This is a genomic window from Caulobacter hibisci, from assembly GCF_016135805.1.
GTDB lineage: Bacteria > Pseudomonadota > Alphaproteobacteria > Caulobacterales > Caulobacteraceae > Caulobacter > Caulobacter hibisci.
Genome location: NZ_JADWOX010000032.1, coordinates 18,234 through 32,291, shown reverse-complemented (window position 1 = coordinate 32,291; position 14,058 = coordinate 18,234). Strand labels below are relative to the sequence as shown.

Annotated in this window: 14 protein-coding genes; 8 read left to right on the top strand and 6 right to left on the bottom strand. The window is 65.9% G+C overall.

What is annotated here, in order from left to right:
* Positions 1 to 233 precede the first annotated feature (233 nt).
* The 3 genes from I4Q42_RS25170 to I4Q42_RS25160 all read left to right on the top strand — a co-directional run bounded on the left by I4Q42_RS25170 (position 234) and on the right by I4Q42_RS25160 (position 1,872).
* Entirely contained in the window at positions 234 to 515 is a 282-nt protein-coding gene (locus I4Q42_RS25170) for a YciI family protein (protein WP_198578852.1), read from the top strand.
* A gap of 140 nt (positions 516 to 655) precedes the next feature.
* Positions 656 to 1,024 (top strand): Rieske (2Fe-2S) protein, encoded by a 369-nt coding sequence (locus I4Q42_RS25165; protein ID WP_198578851.1) that lies wholly within the window; start codon positions 656 to 658, stop codon positions 1,022 to 1,024.
* A gap of 56 nt (positions 1,025 to 1,080) precedes the next feature.
* Positions 1,081 to 1,872 carry a class I SAM-dependent methyltransferase gene (locus I4Q42_RS25160; RefSeq protein ID WP_198578850.1) on the top strand — a complete coding sequence of 264 codons (792 nt, stop codon included), beginning with the start codon at positions 1,081 to 1,083 and terminating at the stop codon, positions 1,870 to 1,872.
* A gap of 76 nt (positions 1,873 to 1,948) precedes the next feature.
* Here the strand turns inward: I4Q42_RS25160 and I4Q42_RS25155 are convergent, their stop codons facing one another.
* Complete coding sequence (locus I4Q42_RS25155) at positions 1,949 to 2,290, bottom strand: endonuclease domain-containing protein (protein WP_198578849.1); 342 nt, start codon at positions 2,288 to 2,290, stop codon at positions 1,949 to 1,951.
* A gap of 249 nt (positions 2,291 to 2,539) precedes the next feature.
* Here I4Q42_RS25155 and I4Q42_RS25150 point away from each other — a divergent pair, with 249 nt between their 5' ends.
* Both I4Q42_RS25150 and I4Q42_RS25145 read left to right on the top strand, forming a co-directional pair.
* On the top strand, positions 2,540 to 4,360 hold the full coding sequence (locus I4Q42_RS25150; RefSeq protein WP_198578848.1) for a methyl-accepting chemotaxis protein: 1,821 nt from the start codon (positions 2,540 to 2,542) through the stop codon (positions 4,358 to 4,360).
* A 60-nt stretch (positions 4,361 to 4,420) separates the two neighbouring features.
* Complete coding sequence (locus tag I4Q42_RS25145) at positions 4,421 to 5,383, top strand: KpsF/GutQ family sugar-phosphate isomerase (RefSeq protein ID WP_198578847.1); 963 nt, start codon at positions 4,421 to 4,423, stop codon at positions 5,381 to 5,383.
* A 214-nt stretch (positions 5,384 to 5,597) separates the two neighbouring features.
* On the opposite strand, the gene I4Q42_RS25140 is transcribed toward I4Q42_RS25145, so the two are convergent.
* Positions 5,598 to 6,347, bottom strand: coding sequence for a creatininase family protein (locus tag I4Q42_RS25140; RefSeq protein WP_198578846.1), 750 nt, complete (start codon positions 6,345 to 6,347; stop codon positions 5,598 to 5,600).
* A 123-nt stretch (positions 6,348 to 6,470) separates the two neighbouring features.
* Between I4Q42_RS25140 and I4Q42_RS25135 the strand changes: the two genes are divergently transcribed.
* The gene (locus tag I4Q42_RS25135; RefSeq protein WP_198578845.1) at positions 6,471 to 7,103 is read left to right on the top strand and encodes a peroxiredoxin; all 633 of its coding nucleotides are present in this window, start codon (positions 6,471 to 6,473) and stop codon (positions 7,101 to 7,103) included.
* A 40-nt stretch (positions 7,104 to 7,143) separates the two neighbouring features.
* On the opposite strand, the gene I4Q42_RS25130 is transcribed toward I4Q42_RS25135, so the two are convergent.
* On the bottom strand, positions 7,144 to 7,482 hold the full coding sequence (locus tag I4Q42_RS25130) for a hypothetical protein (RefSeq protein ID WP_198578844.1): 339 nt from the start codon (positions 7,480 to 7,482) through the stop codon (positions 7,144 to 7,146).
* Positions 7,483 to 7,746: 264 nt separating this feature from the next.
* Here I4Q42_RS25130 and acs point away from each other — a divergent pair, with 264 nt between their 5' ends.
* Positions 7,747 to 9,699, top strand: a complete 1,953-nt coding sequence (acs, locus tag I4Q42_RS25125) for an acetate--CoA ligase (RefSeq protein ID WP_198578843.1) — start codon at positions 7,747 to 7,749, stop codon at positions 9,697 to 9,699.
* A 157-nt stretch (positions 9,700 to 9,856) separates the two neighbouring features.
* Here the strand turns inward: acs and I4Q42_RS25120 are convergent, their stop codons facing one another.
* From I4Q42_RS25120 to I4Q42_RS25110, 3 genes are read right to left on the bottom strand one after another with little or no spacing between them, the layout of a single operon-like run.
* Positions 9,857 to 10,555 carry a hypothetical protein gene (locus tag I4Q42_RS25120; RefSeq protein ID WP_198578842.1) on the bottom strand — a complete coding sequence of 233 codons (699 nt, stop codon included), beginning with the start codon at positions 10,553 to 10,555 and terminating at the stop codon, positions 9,857 to 9,859.
* Position 10,556: 1 nt separating this feature from the next.
* The gene (locus I4Q42_RS25115) at positions 10,557 to 10,988 is read right to left on the bottom strand and encodes a hypothetical protein (protein ID WP_198578841.1); all 432 of its coding nucleotides are present in this window, start codon (positions 10,986 to 10,988) and stop codon (positions 10,557 to 10,559) included.
* Positions 10,985 to 11,881, bottom strand: coding sequence for a ParA family protein (locus tag I4Q42_RS25110; protein WP_269816552.1), 897 nt, complete (start codon positions 11,879 to 11,881; stop codon positions 10,985 to 10,987). The genes I4Q42_RS25115 and I4Q42_RS25110 overlap by 4 nt, the downstream gene beginning before the upstream one ends.
* Before the next feature lie 281 nt (positions 11,882 to 12,162).
* Here I4Q42_RS25110 and I4Q42_RS25105 point away from each other — a divergent pair, with 281 nt between their 5' ends.
* Entirely contained in the window at positions 12,163 to 13,821 is a 1,659-nt protein-coding gene (locus tag I4Q42_RS25105; protein ID WP_198578839.1) for a lysine--tRNA ligase, read from the top strand.
* Positions 13,822 to 14,058 lie beyond the last annotated feature (237 nt).

Sequence of the window (14,058 nt, the reverse complement as noted above, 5' to 3'; positions counted from 1 at the left end):
CACCCCCCTCCGCCCCGCCGCCGCCCCGGCTCGGGGGGTGGTGTTTTTTTATCAACCCCCCCCCCTCGGGGGGGGGTGGCCCCCCGCGGGCGGGGCGCCCCGTTTTCAGCTTCCGGGGCGCTGGCCGTCTCAGCAGATGCTCCCCCTCCGTCGGCTGCGCCGACACCTCCCCCACAGGGGGAGGATCCTCCAAGTCGATCTCGTCACCCGTGCTTCAACAAGGACCTCCGCCCATGCCGCTCTACGCCATCATCTGCAAGGACAAGCCCGGCGCGCTCGAGACCCGCCTGGCCACGCGCCCGACCCACCTCGACTACCTCAACAACTCGCCGAACCTGAAGCTGGCCGGCGCCCTGCTGGACGACGACGGCAATCCGATCGGCTCGATCATCGTCGTCGAGGCGCAAGACAAGGCCGCCGCCCAGGCCCAGGCCGACAACGACCCCTTCACCGGCGCTGGCGTGTTCGAAAGCGTCGAGGTCCATCAATGGCGCCTGGCGATCGGCGCGCTCTGACGCCACGAAAGGCCTCCCACAAAGATAGTCATCACCCGCTTCATGCGGGTGACCCAAGCCGACTTTCAGGACACGCGCCGGCCGGCTCGGCTTGGGTCCCCCGAACAAGTCGGGGGATGACATCTTGGGAGGGATCCGGAATGTCACCGACCGACGCACAAAACCCCGCCCGCCCCGCGCCCGGCCAGGCGATCTGCGCCTTGGCCGACATCCCCGAGCCGGGCGCGGCGGGGTTCCGCTACCGTGAAGGCGAGGCGATGTTCGCCGGCTTCGTCGTCCGCAAGGACGGCGGGGTGTTCGGCTATGTCGACTCCTGCCCGCATGCCGGCTGGCCGCTGGCCGGGATCAGCGGCCGGTTCCTGACCCGCGAGAACGACCTGATCCTGTGCGGCGGCCACGCGGCCCTGTTCCGCATCGCCGACGGCGAGTGCGTGGCCGGCCCCTGTGGCGGCAAGCGCCTCACCGTCTGGCCCGTGCGGGTCGAGGACGGCCAGGTGCTCGCGGCCTGATCCTTCCTTAACCGATGGTCGGCTAGGGTCCTGCTACTCAAAGAGGAGCCAGGGCCATGGCCGACGGATCGACCCCCGCTTTCGACGCCGAGCTGACGGACGCCGTCGACGCCCGCGGCTCGGGTGCCAAGCTGCGCTCCCTGGGCAAGATCAATCCGCGCTTCGCCTCGCAGCTGGCCCGCACGATGCTGGCCAAGACCCGCGACCACGACAGCGCCGACGCCTTCGCCGCCTACAGCGAGGGCAAGGGCTTCGAGTTCACCTCGGCCTGGGCCGCCAACAACATCCCGTTCGTGGCCCCGCTGCTGCGCGACTTCATGGCCAAGCGTCCGGAAGCCGGCCCCAAGGTCCGCTACATGGAGATCGGCGCCTATGAGGGCCGCAACCTCGCCTTCATGGACTGGATGTTCCCCGATCGCCTCGACGTGACGGTGATCGACCCCTGGTTCGACGAAAACCTGAACCCGGAAGAAAAGTACCACGCCGTCGAGCCGCGCTTTCATCGCAACATGAACCGCACGACCTTCGGCAAGGTCCACACCCACAAGGGGTTCTCGACCTACGAGCTGCCCAAGATGCTGGAGCGGGGCGACAAGTTCGACCTGATCTATGTCGACGGCAGCCATACGGCCCTGGCGGTGATGATCGACCTGTGCTGCTGCGCGAGCCTGCTGGAGGTGGGCGGCATGATGGTGCTGGACGACTACTGGCACGACATCAGCGAGATCGGCGGCCCCGGCGTGAAGCAGGCCGTCGACCAGTTCCACGCCGCCTTCGGCCGCTATTTCGACGTCGCGGCGGTCTACCGCCAGGTCGCCCTGGTCAAGACGGCGGAAATCCCGCGGTAGGGGAAATCTCCACATGATCCCTCTCTCATAGAGAGAGGGAGGGGCCCGCCGCCGCAGGCGGTGGGAGGGTGAGAGGTTACACCCTATCCGAACGAAGCACGGCCAATATGTCTTCGGCGATCCCGCCAGGATCAGCCATGACCCGCTCGTTGGGAAACCTCAAAACCACGTATCCGAACAGCTCCAGCACCCGAGTGCGGTTTTCGTCGTAGTCCTCCCGCCCTTCATGGGTTGCACCATCCAGTTCGACGATCAACTTGCCCGCCTCGCAGACGAAGTCGGCGAAGTAGCGGTCTATCGAAACCTGCCGCAGGAACCGGAAGCCGCCCAGGCGGCGATTGCGGACGAGCGTCCATAGGGTCTTTTCGGCCAAGGTCTGGCTTCGGCGCAGACGGCGGGCGTTGGCGGTCGCGTCCATGGAGCCAGCCTGGGCTCGGCCTTCGAGAAATCGCAACGGAAGGAATCGAGGTTTTCCGGCCAAGGGTGAAACCTCTCACCCTCCCACGCCTTCGGCGCGGGCCCCTCCCTCTCTCCATGAGAGAGGGGTGCCAAATCCGCTTCCCGCTCCCCCAACCCCCGCCCCGCGACCATCGGTCGCTGGCATGGTTAAGGCTCGTTAGAGACCCCGGCCCGCATCCTGGCGCGTGAGATTGCGGGGAGGGGCTTCATGGCTTCGCTGAGTCAGAAGATCATGGGCGCGAGCATCGGCGCGGCGCTGCTGTGCGCGGCCGCGGCTGGGGCGGGCCTGTGGGTGGCCGTCAGCCTGTCGCACGCGCTGGACCGCTCGGCGGCCTCGTCGCGGGTGCTGCGGCTGCACATGCACGCCGACATGATGCACGACGCCCTGCGCGGCGACGCCAGCGGCGCGATCATGGCCACCGACCCGGCCCTGGGCGTCGATCTGAAGACCGTCCAGGCCGACCTCGCCGAACACGTTTCGGCCTTCGAGGGCGACATCAAGGAAGGCCGCGCCCTGGCCCAGGACCCGGCCGCCCAGGCCGCCCTCGACCATGTGGCCGCGCCCCTGGCCGCCTATATCGCCACCGCCGACAAGCTGGTCGGCGCCGCCGGCAGCGATCCGGCGGCCGCCCGCGCCCTGCTGCCGGAATTCAACAAGCAGTTCTCCGCCCTGGAAACGGCGATGGAGGGCGCGTCCCAGAAGATCGAGGCCGCCGCCCAGGCCGACGCCGACGCCGCCAAGAAGATGGGCGACATCGGCCAGGTGCTGATGGCCGGCCTGCTGGGCGTGGCCGCCCTGTTCGCCGCCGCCATGGTCGTGGCCGCTCGCCGGGTGCTGATCGCGCCGCTGGTGGTCGTCACCGGCTGCCTGCGCCGCCTGGCCCAGGGCGACCTTACCGTGGTGTTGCCCAGCAGCGCCCGCAAGGACGAGATCGGCCAGATGACCGCCGCCCTGCACGCCTTCAAGGACGCCGTCGTCGCCCGCCAGCAGGAGCTGGAGGCGGCCGACGTCCGCGAGGTGCTGGAGGCCGAGCGCCAGGCCGCCGAGGCCCGCCGCGACGAGGCCGACGCCACCCAGCGCGCGGTGGTCGAGGCTCTGGGCGCGGCCCTGCAGAGCCTGTCGGTCGGCGATCTGTCGCAGCGCATCGACCGCGCCTTCCCGGCCGGCTACGAGGCCCTGCGCCAGGACTATAACCTCGCGCTGGACAAGCTGGCCGGCCTGGTCGCCGCCTCGCTGGACGGGGTGTCGATGATCCAGGGCGGGGCCCGCGAGATCACCGAGGCCGCCGACGACCTGGCGCGCCGCACCGAACACCAGGCCGCCAGCCTGGAAGAGACCGCCGCCGCCCTCGACCAGATCACCGGCACCGTCCGCGCCGCCGCCGACGGGGCCGAGCGCGCCCGCCAGGTGGTGGCCCGCGCCCGCCAGGCCGCCCAGGCCAGCGGCGACGTCGTCGACCAGGCCGTCGGGGCCATGGCCGGCATCGAGCAGTCCTCCAGCCAGATCGGCCGGATCATCGGGGTGATCGACGAGATCGCCTTCCAGACCAACCTTCTGGCCCTCAACGCCGGGGTCGAGGCTGCTCGCGCCGGCGACGCCGGCCGAGGCTTCGCGGTGGTCGCCTCCGAGGTTCGGGCCCTGGCCCAGCGTTCGGCCGACGCGGCCAAGGAGATCAAGGGCCTGATCGCCGCCAGCGCCGCCGAGGTGGGGCAGGGCGTCGAATATGTCGGCCGCGCCGGCGAGGTGCTGCGCGGCATCGCCGGCCAGGTCGAGGAGATCGACGGCCTGGTGCGCGAGATCACCGCCTCGGCCAAGACCCAGGCCCAGGGCCTGGCGGAGGTCAACGCCACCGTGAACCAGATGGACCAGGTGACCCAGCAGAACGCCGCCATGGTGGAGGAGACCACGGCCGCCAGCCACGCCCTCTCCAACGAAGCCACGCGCCTGGCCGACCGCATGGGCGAGCTGAAGATCGCCCGTGGCGCGGACCGTCCGGGCCAGCGTCCGGCCGCGCGCCGCGCGGCCTAAGGCCGGGGTCGCTCAACCGCGCCCGGCCTGATATGGGCTGCGCACGGAGTTTCTGAGCACATGACCGACACCATTTCCGACGCCGTGGCCGTGGGCCGCCGGGTGCTGAGCATCGAGGCGCAAGCCCTCTCGCAGATGGCCGACGGCCTGGGCGAGGCCTTCACCGAGGCTGTCCGGGTGATGCACGACGCCAAAGGCCGCATCGTCTGCACCGGCATGGGCAAGTCGGGACATGTGGCGCGCAAGATCGCCGCCACCCTGGCCTCGACCGGCAGCCAGGCGATGTTCGTCCATCCCGCCGAGGCCAGCCACGGCGATCTGGGCATGATCGGCCCCGACGACGTGGTGCTGGCCCTGTCGAAGTCGGGCGAGGCCCGCGAGCTGGCCGACACCCTGACCTACTGCAAGCGCTTCTCGATCCCGTTGATCGCCGTCACCGCCGTCGCGACCAGCCAGCTGGGCAAGGCCGGCGACGTGCTGCTGCTGCTGCCCGACGCGCCGGAGGCCACGGCCGAGGTCAACGCCCCGACCACCTCGACCACCCTGCAGATCGCTCTGGGCGACGCCCTGGCCGTGGCGCTGCTGGAAAGCCGCGGCTTCACCGCCAGCGACTTCCGGGTCTTCCACCCGGGCGGCAAGCTGGGCGCCGTGCTGCGCTCGGTCGCCGACCTTATGCACGGGGCCGAGGAACTGCCGCTGGTCGCCGAAGGCGCGCCGATGGGCGAGGCCCTGCTGGTGATGAGCCAGAAGCGCTTCGGCGCGGTCGGCGTGACCGACGCGGCCGGCGCGCTCGTGGGCCTGATCACCGACGGCGACCTTCGCCGCCACATGGACGGCCTGATGGGCCACACCGCCGGCCAGGTGATGACCCGCAGCCCGCTGGTGATCGCCTCGGGCGCCCTGGCGGCCGAAGCCCTGAAGGTGATGAACGAGCGCCGGATCACCGTGCTGTTCGTCGTCGAAGCCGGCAAGCCGGTGGGCGTGCTGCACGTCCACGACCTGCTGCGGGCCGGGGTTATTTAAAGACCCCTCTCTCTGAGAGAGAGGGAGGGGCCCACGCCGGAGGCGTGGGAGGGTGAGAGGTTACAGCTCGTCCGAACGTGGCGCGGACAGACGCCGAGTAAAGATGGGGCTTAGGGTCGAGGTTTCCCGGCAAACGGTGAAACCTCTCACCCTCCCACCGCTGCGCGGCGGGCCCCTCCCTCTCTCAAAGAGAGAGGGATCTTATGACAGCGCCCTAGACCCGCGCCTCGGCCCCGAACGTCGCCAGGTCCCTAATCAGCGAGACGACCGCCTGCTCGACCAGTTCGCCGCCCTTTTCGGGCGTGGCCAGGGCCGGGTCGGAGCCCATGCGGCCGTCGGCGTAGCGGGCGCGGAAGTCGAGCGCCTCGCGGATCGGGCCGGAGGGGGCGATCTTCGGCTCGTAGGCGGCGGTCTTGATGCTGTCCGGATAGCCCCACTGCGTCACGGCGATCTCGGACGGAGTGGCGTGGCTGCCGTGGCCGACGGGGAATTGGCGCATGGCCAGGGCGTGGACGCCGTCGAGGTCCCACCAGTTCTTCAGCTTCATGGCGAAGGGGCAGCGCTCCTTGCGGAAGCTGTACTCGGCGTAGATCTCGGAGAACGCCGCCTCGATGGTGGCGACGTTGCCGCCGTGGCCGTTGAGGAAATAGATCTTCGTAAAGCCGTGGGCGCCCAGCGAGCGCGTCCAGTCGCCGATCGCGGCCATGAAGGTCGAGGGCCGCAGAAAGATGGTGCCCGGGAAGGCCAGGTGGTGCTGGGCCATGCCGACATTGAAGGTCGGGGCCACCAGCACCTCGTCCGAGCGCTTGGACGCCTCGTGGGCGATGATCTCGGGGCACAGCCAGTCGGTGCCCAAGAGGCCCGTGGGGCCGTGCTGCTCGTTGGAGCCGATCGGCACCACCACCGTCTTCGACCGGGTCAGGAAAGCTTCGATCTCGGGCCAGGTCGAAAGGGCGAGCAGCATGGCTGGAAACTCCGAAAGAAATCCTGGGTCGGCGCGGCGGGAAACCCGCGCCTAGTGTCCGGCCACGGCTTTACGCCCGATGGCGCGCGGAGCCGACCCGAAATTTCAGCATGGAGGCCGCTCATGGCCCTGCAACTCGGCGACATCGTTCCGGACTTCACCCAGGCCTCGACCGAAGGTCCGATCCAGTTCCACGCCTGGGGCGAGGGCTCGTGGGTCGTGCTGTTCTCGCACCCCAAGGACTTCACCCCGGTCTGCACCACCGAGCTGGGGACCGTGGCCAAGCTGAAGCCGGAATTCGACAAGCGCGGCGTCAAGGTGGTCGGCCTGTCGGTCGACGGCCTGGAGAACCACGGCGGCTGGGCGGCCGACATCGAGGAGACGCAAGGCGCGAAGCTGAACTTCCCGCTGATCGCCGACACCGACCGCTCGGTGTCCAGCCTGTACGGCATGATCCACCCCAATGCGTCCGACACCCTGACCGTCCGCAGCGTCTACATCATCGACCCGAACAAGAAGCTGCGCTTGACCCTGACCTATCCGGCCTCCACGGGCCGGAACTTCGACGAGATCCTGCGGGTCATCGACAGCCTGCAGCTGACCGACGGCCACAAGGTCGCCACCCCGGCCAACTGGCAGCAGGGCGGCGACGTGATCATCGTCCCGTCGGTGAGCAACGAGGCGGCCAAGGACCTCTTCCCGAACGGCTGGGACGAGCAGAAGCCCTACCTGCGCGTGGTGCCGCAGCCGGCCTAGGCAAAAGCTCGGGCGCGGCGGCTTTCATCGTTCGCCGCGCTCAAAGGCCCATCCGGCGCTTCAGTTCATCTTCCAGCGATTTGGCCATCACGGCGAAGAACCAGCCGCCGCTGGCGAAGACGGCCAGGATGATCGCCAGCGACAGGCCAACGCCCAGGCCGCGCAGTCCTCCGAGATCATGCCAGGAGTGGATGCCGTTCAGCGCGGTGATGAACGGTGGGCCAGCCTTGGTCAGCACGAAACCGAGCTGGATGATCGAGACCAGATAGGCAAGCCCCATCATCGGGGCCAGCACCCAGGCGGGCGCCTTCGCCCAGGGGCGGTTTGGCGGCGTGGAGCCGACGATCGCGACGGGGGCGTCCGGGTGTTCGAAGGGCATTGGCGACCTTGCAGCTACGGAACTCGCACCACTAACTGTTGCCAATTTGTTCTTGTCAATCGTGGCATGAGTCGTGCTTTTCGGTCTGCGGCCAAGCCGACATCGCCGCCAAGCCGAACAAGAACCGCGTCGCGAAGCATGAAACCGTATTGGTCTTCTTGCGCAGGGGCCGCCGCTTCGCATACTCCCGCTCGCAAGACGACGACTGACGCAGCGGCAAGACCGCCGGCGACGACAAGATCGACTGTAGACCTAGGGAGATGCGTGGTGAGTGACGGACTGCTGTTTCCGGCGCCCGAAGACTGGGCGGCCAAGGCCCATATCGACGCCGCCGGCTACGAGGCCGCCGTGGCCCGGGTCGAGAGCGACCCCGAGGGTTACTGGCGCGATCTCGCCGCCCGTCTCGACTGGATCCAGGCCCCCACCAAGATCAAGGACGTCTCCTACGCCAAGGACGACTTCCGCATCCGCTGGTACGAGGACGGGGTGCTGAATGTCAGCGCCAACTGCATCGACCGCCATCTGCCGCACCGCAAGGACGACGTCGCCCTGATCTTCGAGGGCGACGCGCCGGGCGTCTCCGACAAGATCACCTACAGCCAGCTGCACGACGACGTCTGCCGCATGGCCAATGTGCTCAAGGACCTGGGCGCGAAGAAGGGCGACCGGATCACCATCTACCTGCCGATGGTGCCCGTCGCCGCCGTGGCCATGCTGGCCTGCGCCCGCATCGGCGCCGTGCACTCTGTCGTGTTTGGCGGCTTCTCGCCCGACAGCATCGCCGGCCGCATCCAGGACTGCGACTCCCGCCTGGTGATCACCGCCGACCAGGGCCGCCGTGGCGGCAAGACCGTGCCGCTGAAGGCCAATATCGACGAGGCGCTCGAGCAGTGCCCGCAGGTCGAGAAGGTGCTGCTGGTCCGCTGGACCGGCGCCGAGGTTCCGATCGTCGAAGGCCGCGACGTGGTCTGGAACGACGTCCGGGGCGCCGCCTCGAGCGTGTGCGAGCCCGAGCCGATGAACGCCGAGGACCCGCTGTTCATCCTCTACACCTCCGGCTCGACGGGTAAGCCCAAGGGCGTGCTGCACACCACCGGCGGCTACCTGGCCTGGGCCAGCTGGACCTTCGAGTCTGTGTTCGACTATCGGCCCGGCGAGGTTTTCTGGTGCACGGCCGACGTCGGCTGGGTCACCGGCCACAGCTACGTCGTCTACGGCCCGCTGGCCAATGGCGGGACCAGCCTGATCTTCGAGGGCGTGCCCAACTATCCGACGCCGTCGCGGTTCTGGGAGGTGATCGACAAGCACAAGGTCGAGATCTTCTACACCGCCCCGACGGCCCTGCGCGCCCTGATGCGCGAGGGCGACGAGCACGTTCTCAAGAACGACCTGTCGTCCCTGCGCCTGCTGGGCAGCGTCGGCGAGCCGATCAATCCCGAGGCCTGGCTCTGGTATCACCGCGTGGTCGGCAAGGATAAGCTGCCGATCGTCGACACCTGGTGGCAGACCGAGACCGGCGGCATTCTGGTCTCGCCCCTGCCGGGCGCCACCGACCTGAAGCCGGGCTCGGCCACCAAGCCGCTGCCGGGCGTCAAGCTGCAGCTGGTCGATGCCGAAGGCGCGGTGCTGGAGGGGGCGACCGAGGGCAACCTCGTCATCACCGACAGCTGGCCGGGCCAGATGCGCACCGTCTATGGCGACCACCAGCGCTTCTTCGAGACCTATTTCTCGACCTATCCCGGCAAGTACTTCACCGGCGATGGCTGCCGCCGCGACGCCGACGGCTACTACTGGATCACCGGTCGGGTGGACGACGTCATCAACGTCTCGGGCCACCGCCTGGGCACCGCCGAGATCGAGAGCGCCCTGGTCGCCCACGAAGCCGTCGCCGAGGCGGCGGTGGTCGGCTATCCGCACGACATCAAGGGCCAGGGCGTCTACGCCTACGTCACCCTGAAGGCCGATGCGACGCCGACCGAGGAACTGCGCAAGCAGCTGGTGCTTTGGGTCCGCCACGAGATCGGCCCCTTCGCCGCCCCCGACGTTCTGCAATGGGCCCCCGGCCTGCCCAAGACCCGCTCGGGCAAGATCATGCGCCGCATCCTGCGCAAGATCGCCGAGAACGCGGTGGACGCCCTGGGCGACACCTCGACCCTCGCCGACCCGTCGGTGGTGGACGACCTGGTGCGCAACCGCGCGGGGGCGAAGGCGGCGTAATAGTCCCTCTCACCTTGCGGGAGAGGTGGCCTCCCGAAGGCAGGTCGGGTGAGGGGTCTCTCATCCTCTCAGGCCGACAATTGCTATCGATCGCCATTTAAGCGACGCAAAGCAGCACGGCCTAGTCCAGCGCCGCCGCGCCTGCGAGCCCAGGTTTTTATTTTCCATCCAAGCCAAGGGTTGCCTTTTTGTCCCCGGCAAGACCTTTTATAAGGTGAGCTTTGGCGTCCGGGGCGAATCCTGACCACAAATCCTTCCCAGCAGTGCAGAGGAGGAAATGGTGGCAAAGCTCCTCGCCTGCCAAGAACGTCGATATTGCAAGGTTGTGCGCCTCTTTATTGAAGCCGATTCCGCCTAAAGAAGTATGTGCATTCCAGACACCCGGAATTTGCCCGTGAACTACCGCTGATACACGTGAATACCACTGCTCTAAGCGACCAATGACGTCGAATGTCTCTTGAAGCTTTATGAAATTCGGAGTGTGTAGCTTGTGATAATCAAGAACATCAGATTTGCTTATATAATATTTGTCTACCCTTACTAGGGTTGCCAGCTCACTGGGGTGGCTTCGAAAGTAGGAATAATATAGGCAAGTCTCCAGAAGTGTTCGGGATGACGATGCGGACGCCTTATAGACGCACAGTCCCAGAAGTGCGACGCATTGCTGCGCCGCGATCTGCATTTCCCTTATGAAGCACAGGGCTGGATTTTCAGTATCGCAAATCTCTAATTGTTTAGACCAGATGGCTATTCTCAGAAGCGCGGCCTCAAGCTTTTCGAGGGATGCGTCATCTGAAAACGTCGACTCAATGTTTTTGAACCAATTGACGCCACCCAAGATTAGCGGAAGCGACATTTCAACGCTCTCGGTCAGTGATACCTTTGAGGTACGGATCCACCCCCTCCACGGAGCCAAGGACATCCAGAAGTTTTTCAATCTGCTTGGAGGAGGCGGATGAAAGGAAATCTTGAAGCATCTGGCGCAAGGTTGCAGATTCAGGGGCTTTGGATCCGGCATCTATGCTGGAAATAATGTTATAAACGGCAGACTTTGTTAGGCGCTTATCTTTTATCAGCCGCTCAAGGGCTCGCAAGTCGTCGCTCGCCATGTCGGGAGGGTCGCGGAAATGCTTGCTCGTCTGCTCAATCATGTATGCCAGCTCATCAGCTAGGCGGCCGCGGCGCAGCTCGCTAGCGAGCGCTTGAAGGTCTGCAGCGCTGAGGTCTGACTGAAGAACGCTGGCGAACAGCGAGCGGAGCAAGGCTCGATACCGGGCGGTTTGCATCATAACGCAATCTTTGTCCGAAGCTCGCGCCCAACGGCGGCTAAGTTGGTAAAGGCCTGGGTGCTGTAGGGCTTGCTGCTCTGCCAAACGAACCCTGAGCCCCCCTCGGGCTCTCCAAAAGCCTTATACCATTTCAGCGTATTCGCGAGACAGAATGGCGCGTACGTCCCATCCGCACGAATGGCCGCCTCCTCCGGTGAGGTTCCGTGGCGACTCGTGGAGTTGAATAGGATTAGGGGGGCCGGAGCTTTTGTGCCCGCCTTTTTTGCCTTCATGAATTCCATCATTAGGCCGATGCCGCGAACGGCGTACTTCTGAGGTACGACAGGGATCAGAACGTAATCGGAATTCGTCAAAGATGTTTTCGTGAACAGCGAGCCCGCTGGATGGCAATCTATAAGTATTAGATCATAATGCGCACGGCAATCTGTAATGAATTTTTCAAATCTCTCCTCGATTGGCCCAGTGTTGGTCGTTGCCTGACCCAGGGCCACGTACATTAGATTTAATGTTGATGGAACGATATCCAGAAGGCCGCCTGAAGGGTGTTTATATAGATTTGTCGCTAGCGATCCGACGCTGGGTGGCGCGTGATTTCCTGGAACTTGTAGCTGATACGGATTTAGTGCCGTGCCGCTATCCATTAGAATCGAGAGGGTAGTTTTGCGTTGCTTTTCCAATGCAAAATAGTCTTTTGCAGTAAGATAAGCCTGAGATAGGTTGAATTGCGGGTCGTAGTCGATCATGAGGACACGCAGTGGTGGCTTGCCGCCAATGACATACCGCGCCAGCAGCCCTCCTAAATTTAGGGTCGCCGTCGTCTTACCGACGCCGCCCTTCATGTTCATAACCGTAACTACTGATGCCAATCCTGTCCTCCCGCGTCGCCGCCCCATTGCCGCGAAGTTGCTTGACCTCGCGCTGCGGCGCTTCAGGGCTGAACCAGCCAAGCGCTACAGTACGACCTCACACTAAGGCTGACATTTGGGGGAATGCAACTTTTACGCCCTGCTTATGGGCAGTCAGCTTTGCTAGCCGAACCAACACCCTGCTCAATCCCCGCCACCCGGCCTTCGCCAAGGTGAGGGTCGTAGGCGACGAGCCGTTCCGCTTCGATCCGCGCCTGTTCTGAGCCTCGCCCTAGCCTCATCCCCCGCCAGGGTTTATACGCGCGGCCATGTTTGAAGGCCTCTCCCCCCTCGCCCGCGAAGCCCGCTCCTGGCCGTTCGAGCAGGCGCGCGCCACCATCGCCCGCGTCCTGCGCGTGCGTCTTCCCGACCGCGCCGATCAAGAAGCGGCGAAAGCCCTGATCGACGCCGGCAAGACCGACGAGGCGGTGAAAGCCTATCCGGCCCTCTCCAAAGCCGTGATCTTCGAGACCGGCTACGGCCCGTCCGGCCTGCCGCACCTGGGCACCTTCGGCGAAGTCGCGCGCACGACCATGGTGCGCCAGGCCTTCCGCGCGCTCGTCGACGACGCCATCCCCACGCGCCTGATCGCCTTCAGCGACGACATGGACGGCCTGCGCAAGGTGCCGGACAACATCGAGAACAAGCAGCCGCTGATCGAGGACCTGGGCAAGCCGCTGACGGTCGTCCGCGACCCGTTCGGCACCCACGACAGCTTCGGCGCCCACAACAACGCCCGCCTGCGCGCCTTCCTGGACGGCTTCGGCTTCGAGTACGAGTTCGTGTCCTCGACCGAGTGCTACAAGGGCGGTCTGTTCGACGAGACCCTGCTGACGGCCCTGGCCCGCTTCGACGCCATCCAGAAGGTCATGCTGCCGACCCTGGGCGAGGAGCGCCGCGCCACCTATTCGCCGTTCCTGCCCGTCAGCCCCAGCACCGGCAAGGTGCTGCAGGTCCCGACGCTGGAGCGCAACGTCGAGAAGGGCACGATCGTCTTCGAGGACGAGGACGGCTCGCGCGTCGAAGTGCCGGTCACCGGCGGCCACGTGAAGATGCAGTGGAAGCCCGACTGGGCCATGCGCTGGACCGCCCTGGGCGTCGACTATGAGATGAGCGGCAAGGACCTGATCGACTCGGTCAAGGCCTCGGGCGCGATCTGCAAGGCGCTGGGCGGGGTTCCGCCGGAAGGCTTCAACTACGAGCTCTTCCTGGACGAGAACAATCAGAAGATCTCCAAGTCCAAGGGCAACGGCCTGTCGATGGAGGACTGGCTGCGCTACGGCGCGCCGGAAAGCCTGTCCTACTACATGTTCCAGAGCCCGAAGTCGGCCAAGAAGCTGTATTTCGACGTCATCCCCAAGGCGACGGATGAGTACCTGCAGCAGCTGGACGCCTTCGGCCGCCAGGAGCCGGCCAAGCAGCTCGACAACCCGGTCTGGCACATCCACTCGGGCCAGCCGCCGCAGCAGAGCTCGCCGGTGTCGTTCAGCCTGATGCTGAACCTGGTGTCGGCCGCCGACGCCTCGACCAAGGAGATCCTCTGGGGCTTCCTGTCGCGCTACATCCCGGGCGCGTCGGCCGAGACCCAGCCGCTGCTCGACCGCCTGGCCGGCTACGCGATCAACTATTACGAGGACTTCGTGAAGCCCACGAAGACCTTCCGCGCCCCGACCGACGTCGAGCGCGCGGCGATCCTCGACCTGCTGGCCAAGCTGAAGGCCATGCCGGCCGGGACCCAGGACGCCGAGCTGATCCAGAACGAAGTGTTCGAGGTCGGCAAGACCCACGGCTTCGACCCGCTGCGCGCCTGGTTCCAGGCTCTGTACGAAGTGCTGCTCGGCCAAAGCCAGGGCCCGCGCTTCGGCTCGTTCGCCGCGATCTTCGGGGTGGATCGCACGATCGCGCTGATCGAAGAGAAGCTCTCCTGATCCTTCTCCCCTTGCGGGAGAAGGTGTCGCCGTAGGCGACGGATGAGGGGTCTCTCAGAAGTAAAACGCCGCGACAGCTGAACAGCCGTCGCGGCGTTTCTGTACGTGCGACCCCTCACCCGACCTCCTTCGGAGGCCACCCTCTCCCGCAAGGGGAGAGGGAGCGCAGTGCGACACCGTGCCTCGTTTGATGAACGGTTTCTGAATTCGCCATTAAGGGTCTGCTCGCATTTGGGG

Coding starts and splice junctions, on each gene's coding strand:
- I4Q42_RS25170 (WP_198578852.1), top strand. CDS start 234: ATGCCGCTCTACGCCATCATCTGCAAGGACAAGCCCGGCGCGCTCGAG.
- I4Q42_RS25165 (WP_198578851.1), top strand. CDS start 656: ATGTCACCGACCGACGCACAAAACCCCGCCCGCCCCGCGCCCGGCCAG.
- I4Q42_RS25160 (WP_198578850.1), top strand. CDS start 1,081: ATGGCCGACGGATCGACCCCCGCTTTCGACGCCGAGCTGACGGACGCC.
- I4Q42_RS25155 (WP_198578849.1), bottom strand. CDS start 2,290: ATGGACGCGACCGCCAACGCCCGCCGTCTGCGCCGAAGCCAGACCTTG.
- I4Q42_RS25150 (WP_198578848.1), top strand. CDS start 2,540: ATGGCTTCGCTGAGTCAGAAGATCATGGGCGCGAGCATCGGCGCGGCG.
- I4Q42_RS25145 (WP_198578847.1), top strand. CDS start 4,421: ATGACCGACACCATTTCCGACGCCGTGGCCGTGGGCCGCCGGGTGCTG.
- I4Q42_RS25140 (WP_198578846.1), bottom strand. CDS start 6,347: ATGCTGCTCGCCCTTTCGACCTGGCCCGAGATCGAAGCTTTCCTGACC.
- I4Q42_RS25135 (WP_198578845.1), top strand. CDS start 6,471: ATGGCCCTGCAACTCGGCGACATCGTTCCGGACTTCACCCAGGCCTCG.
- I4Q42_RS25130 (WP_198578844.1), bottom strand. CDS start 7,482: ATGCCCTTCGAACACCCGGACGCCCCCGTCGCGATCGTCGGCTCCACG.
- I4Q42_RS25120 (WP_198578842.1), bottom strand. CDS start 10,555: ATGTCGCTTCCGCTAATCTTGGGTGGCGTCAATTGGTTCAAAAACATT.
- I4Q42_RS25115 (WP_198578841.1), bottom strand. CDS start 10,988: ATGATGCAAACCGCCCGGTATCGAGCCTTGCTCCGCTCGCTGTTCGCC.
- I4Q42_RS25110 (WP_269816552.1), bottom strand. CDS start 11,881: ATGGGGCGGCGACGCGGGAGGACAGGATTGGCATCAGTAGTTACGGTT.
- I4Q42_RS25105 (WP_198578839.1), top strand. CDS start 12,163: ATGTTTGAAGGCCTCTCCCCCCTCGCCCGCGAAGCCCGCTCCTGGCCG.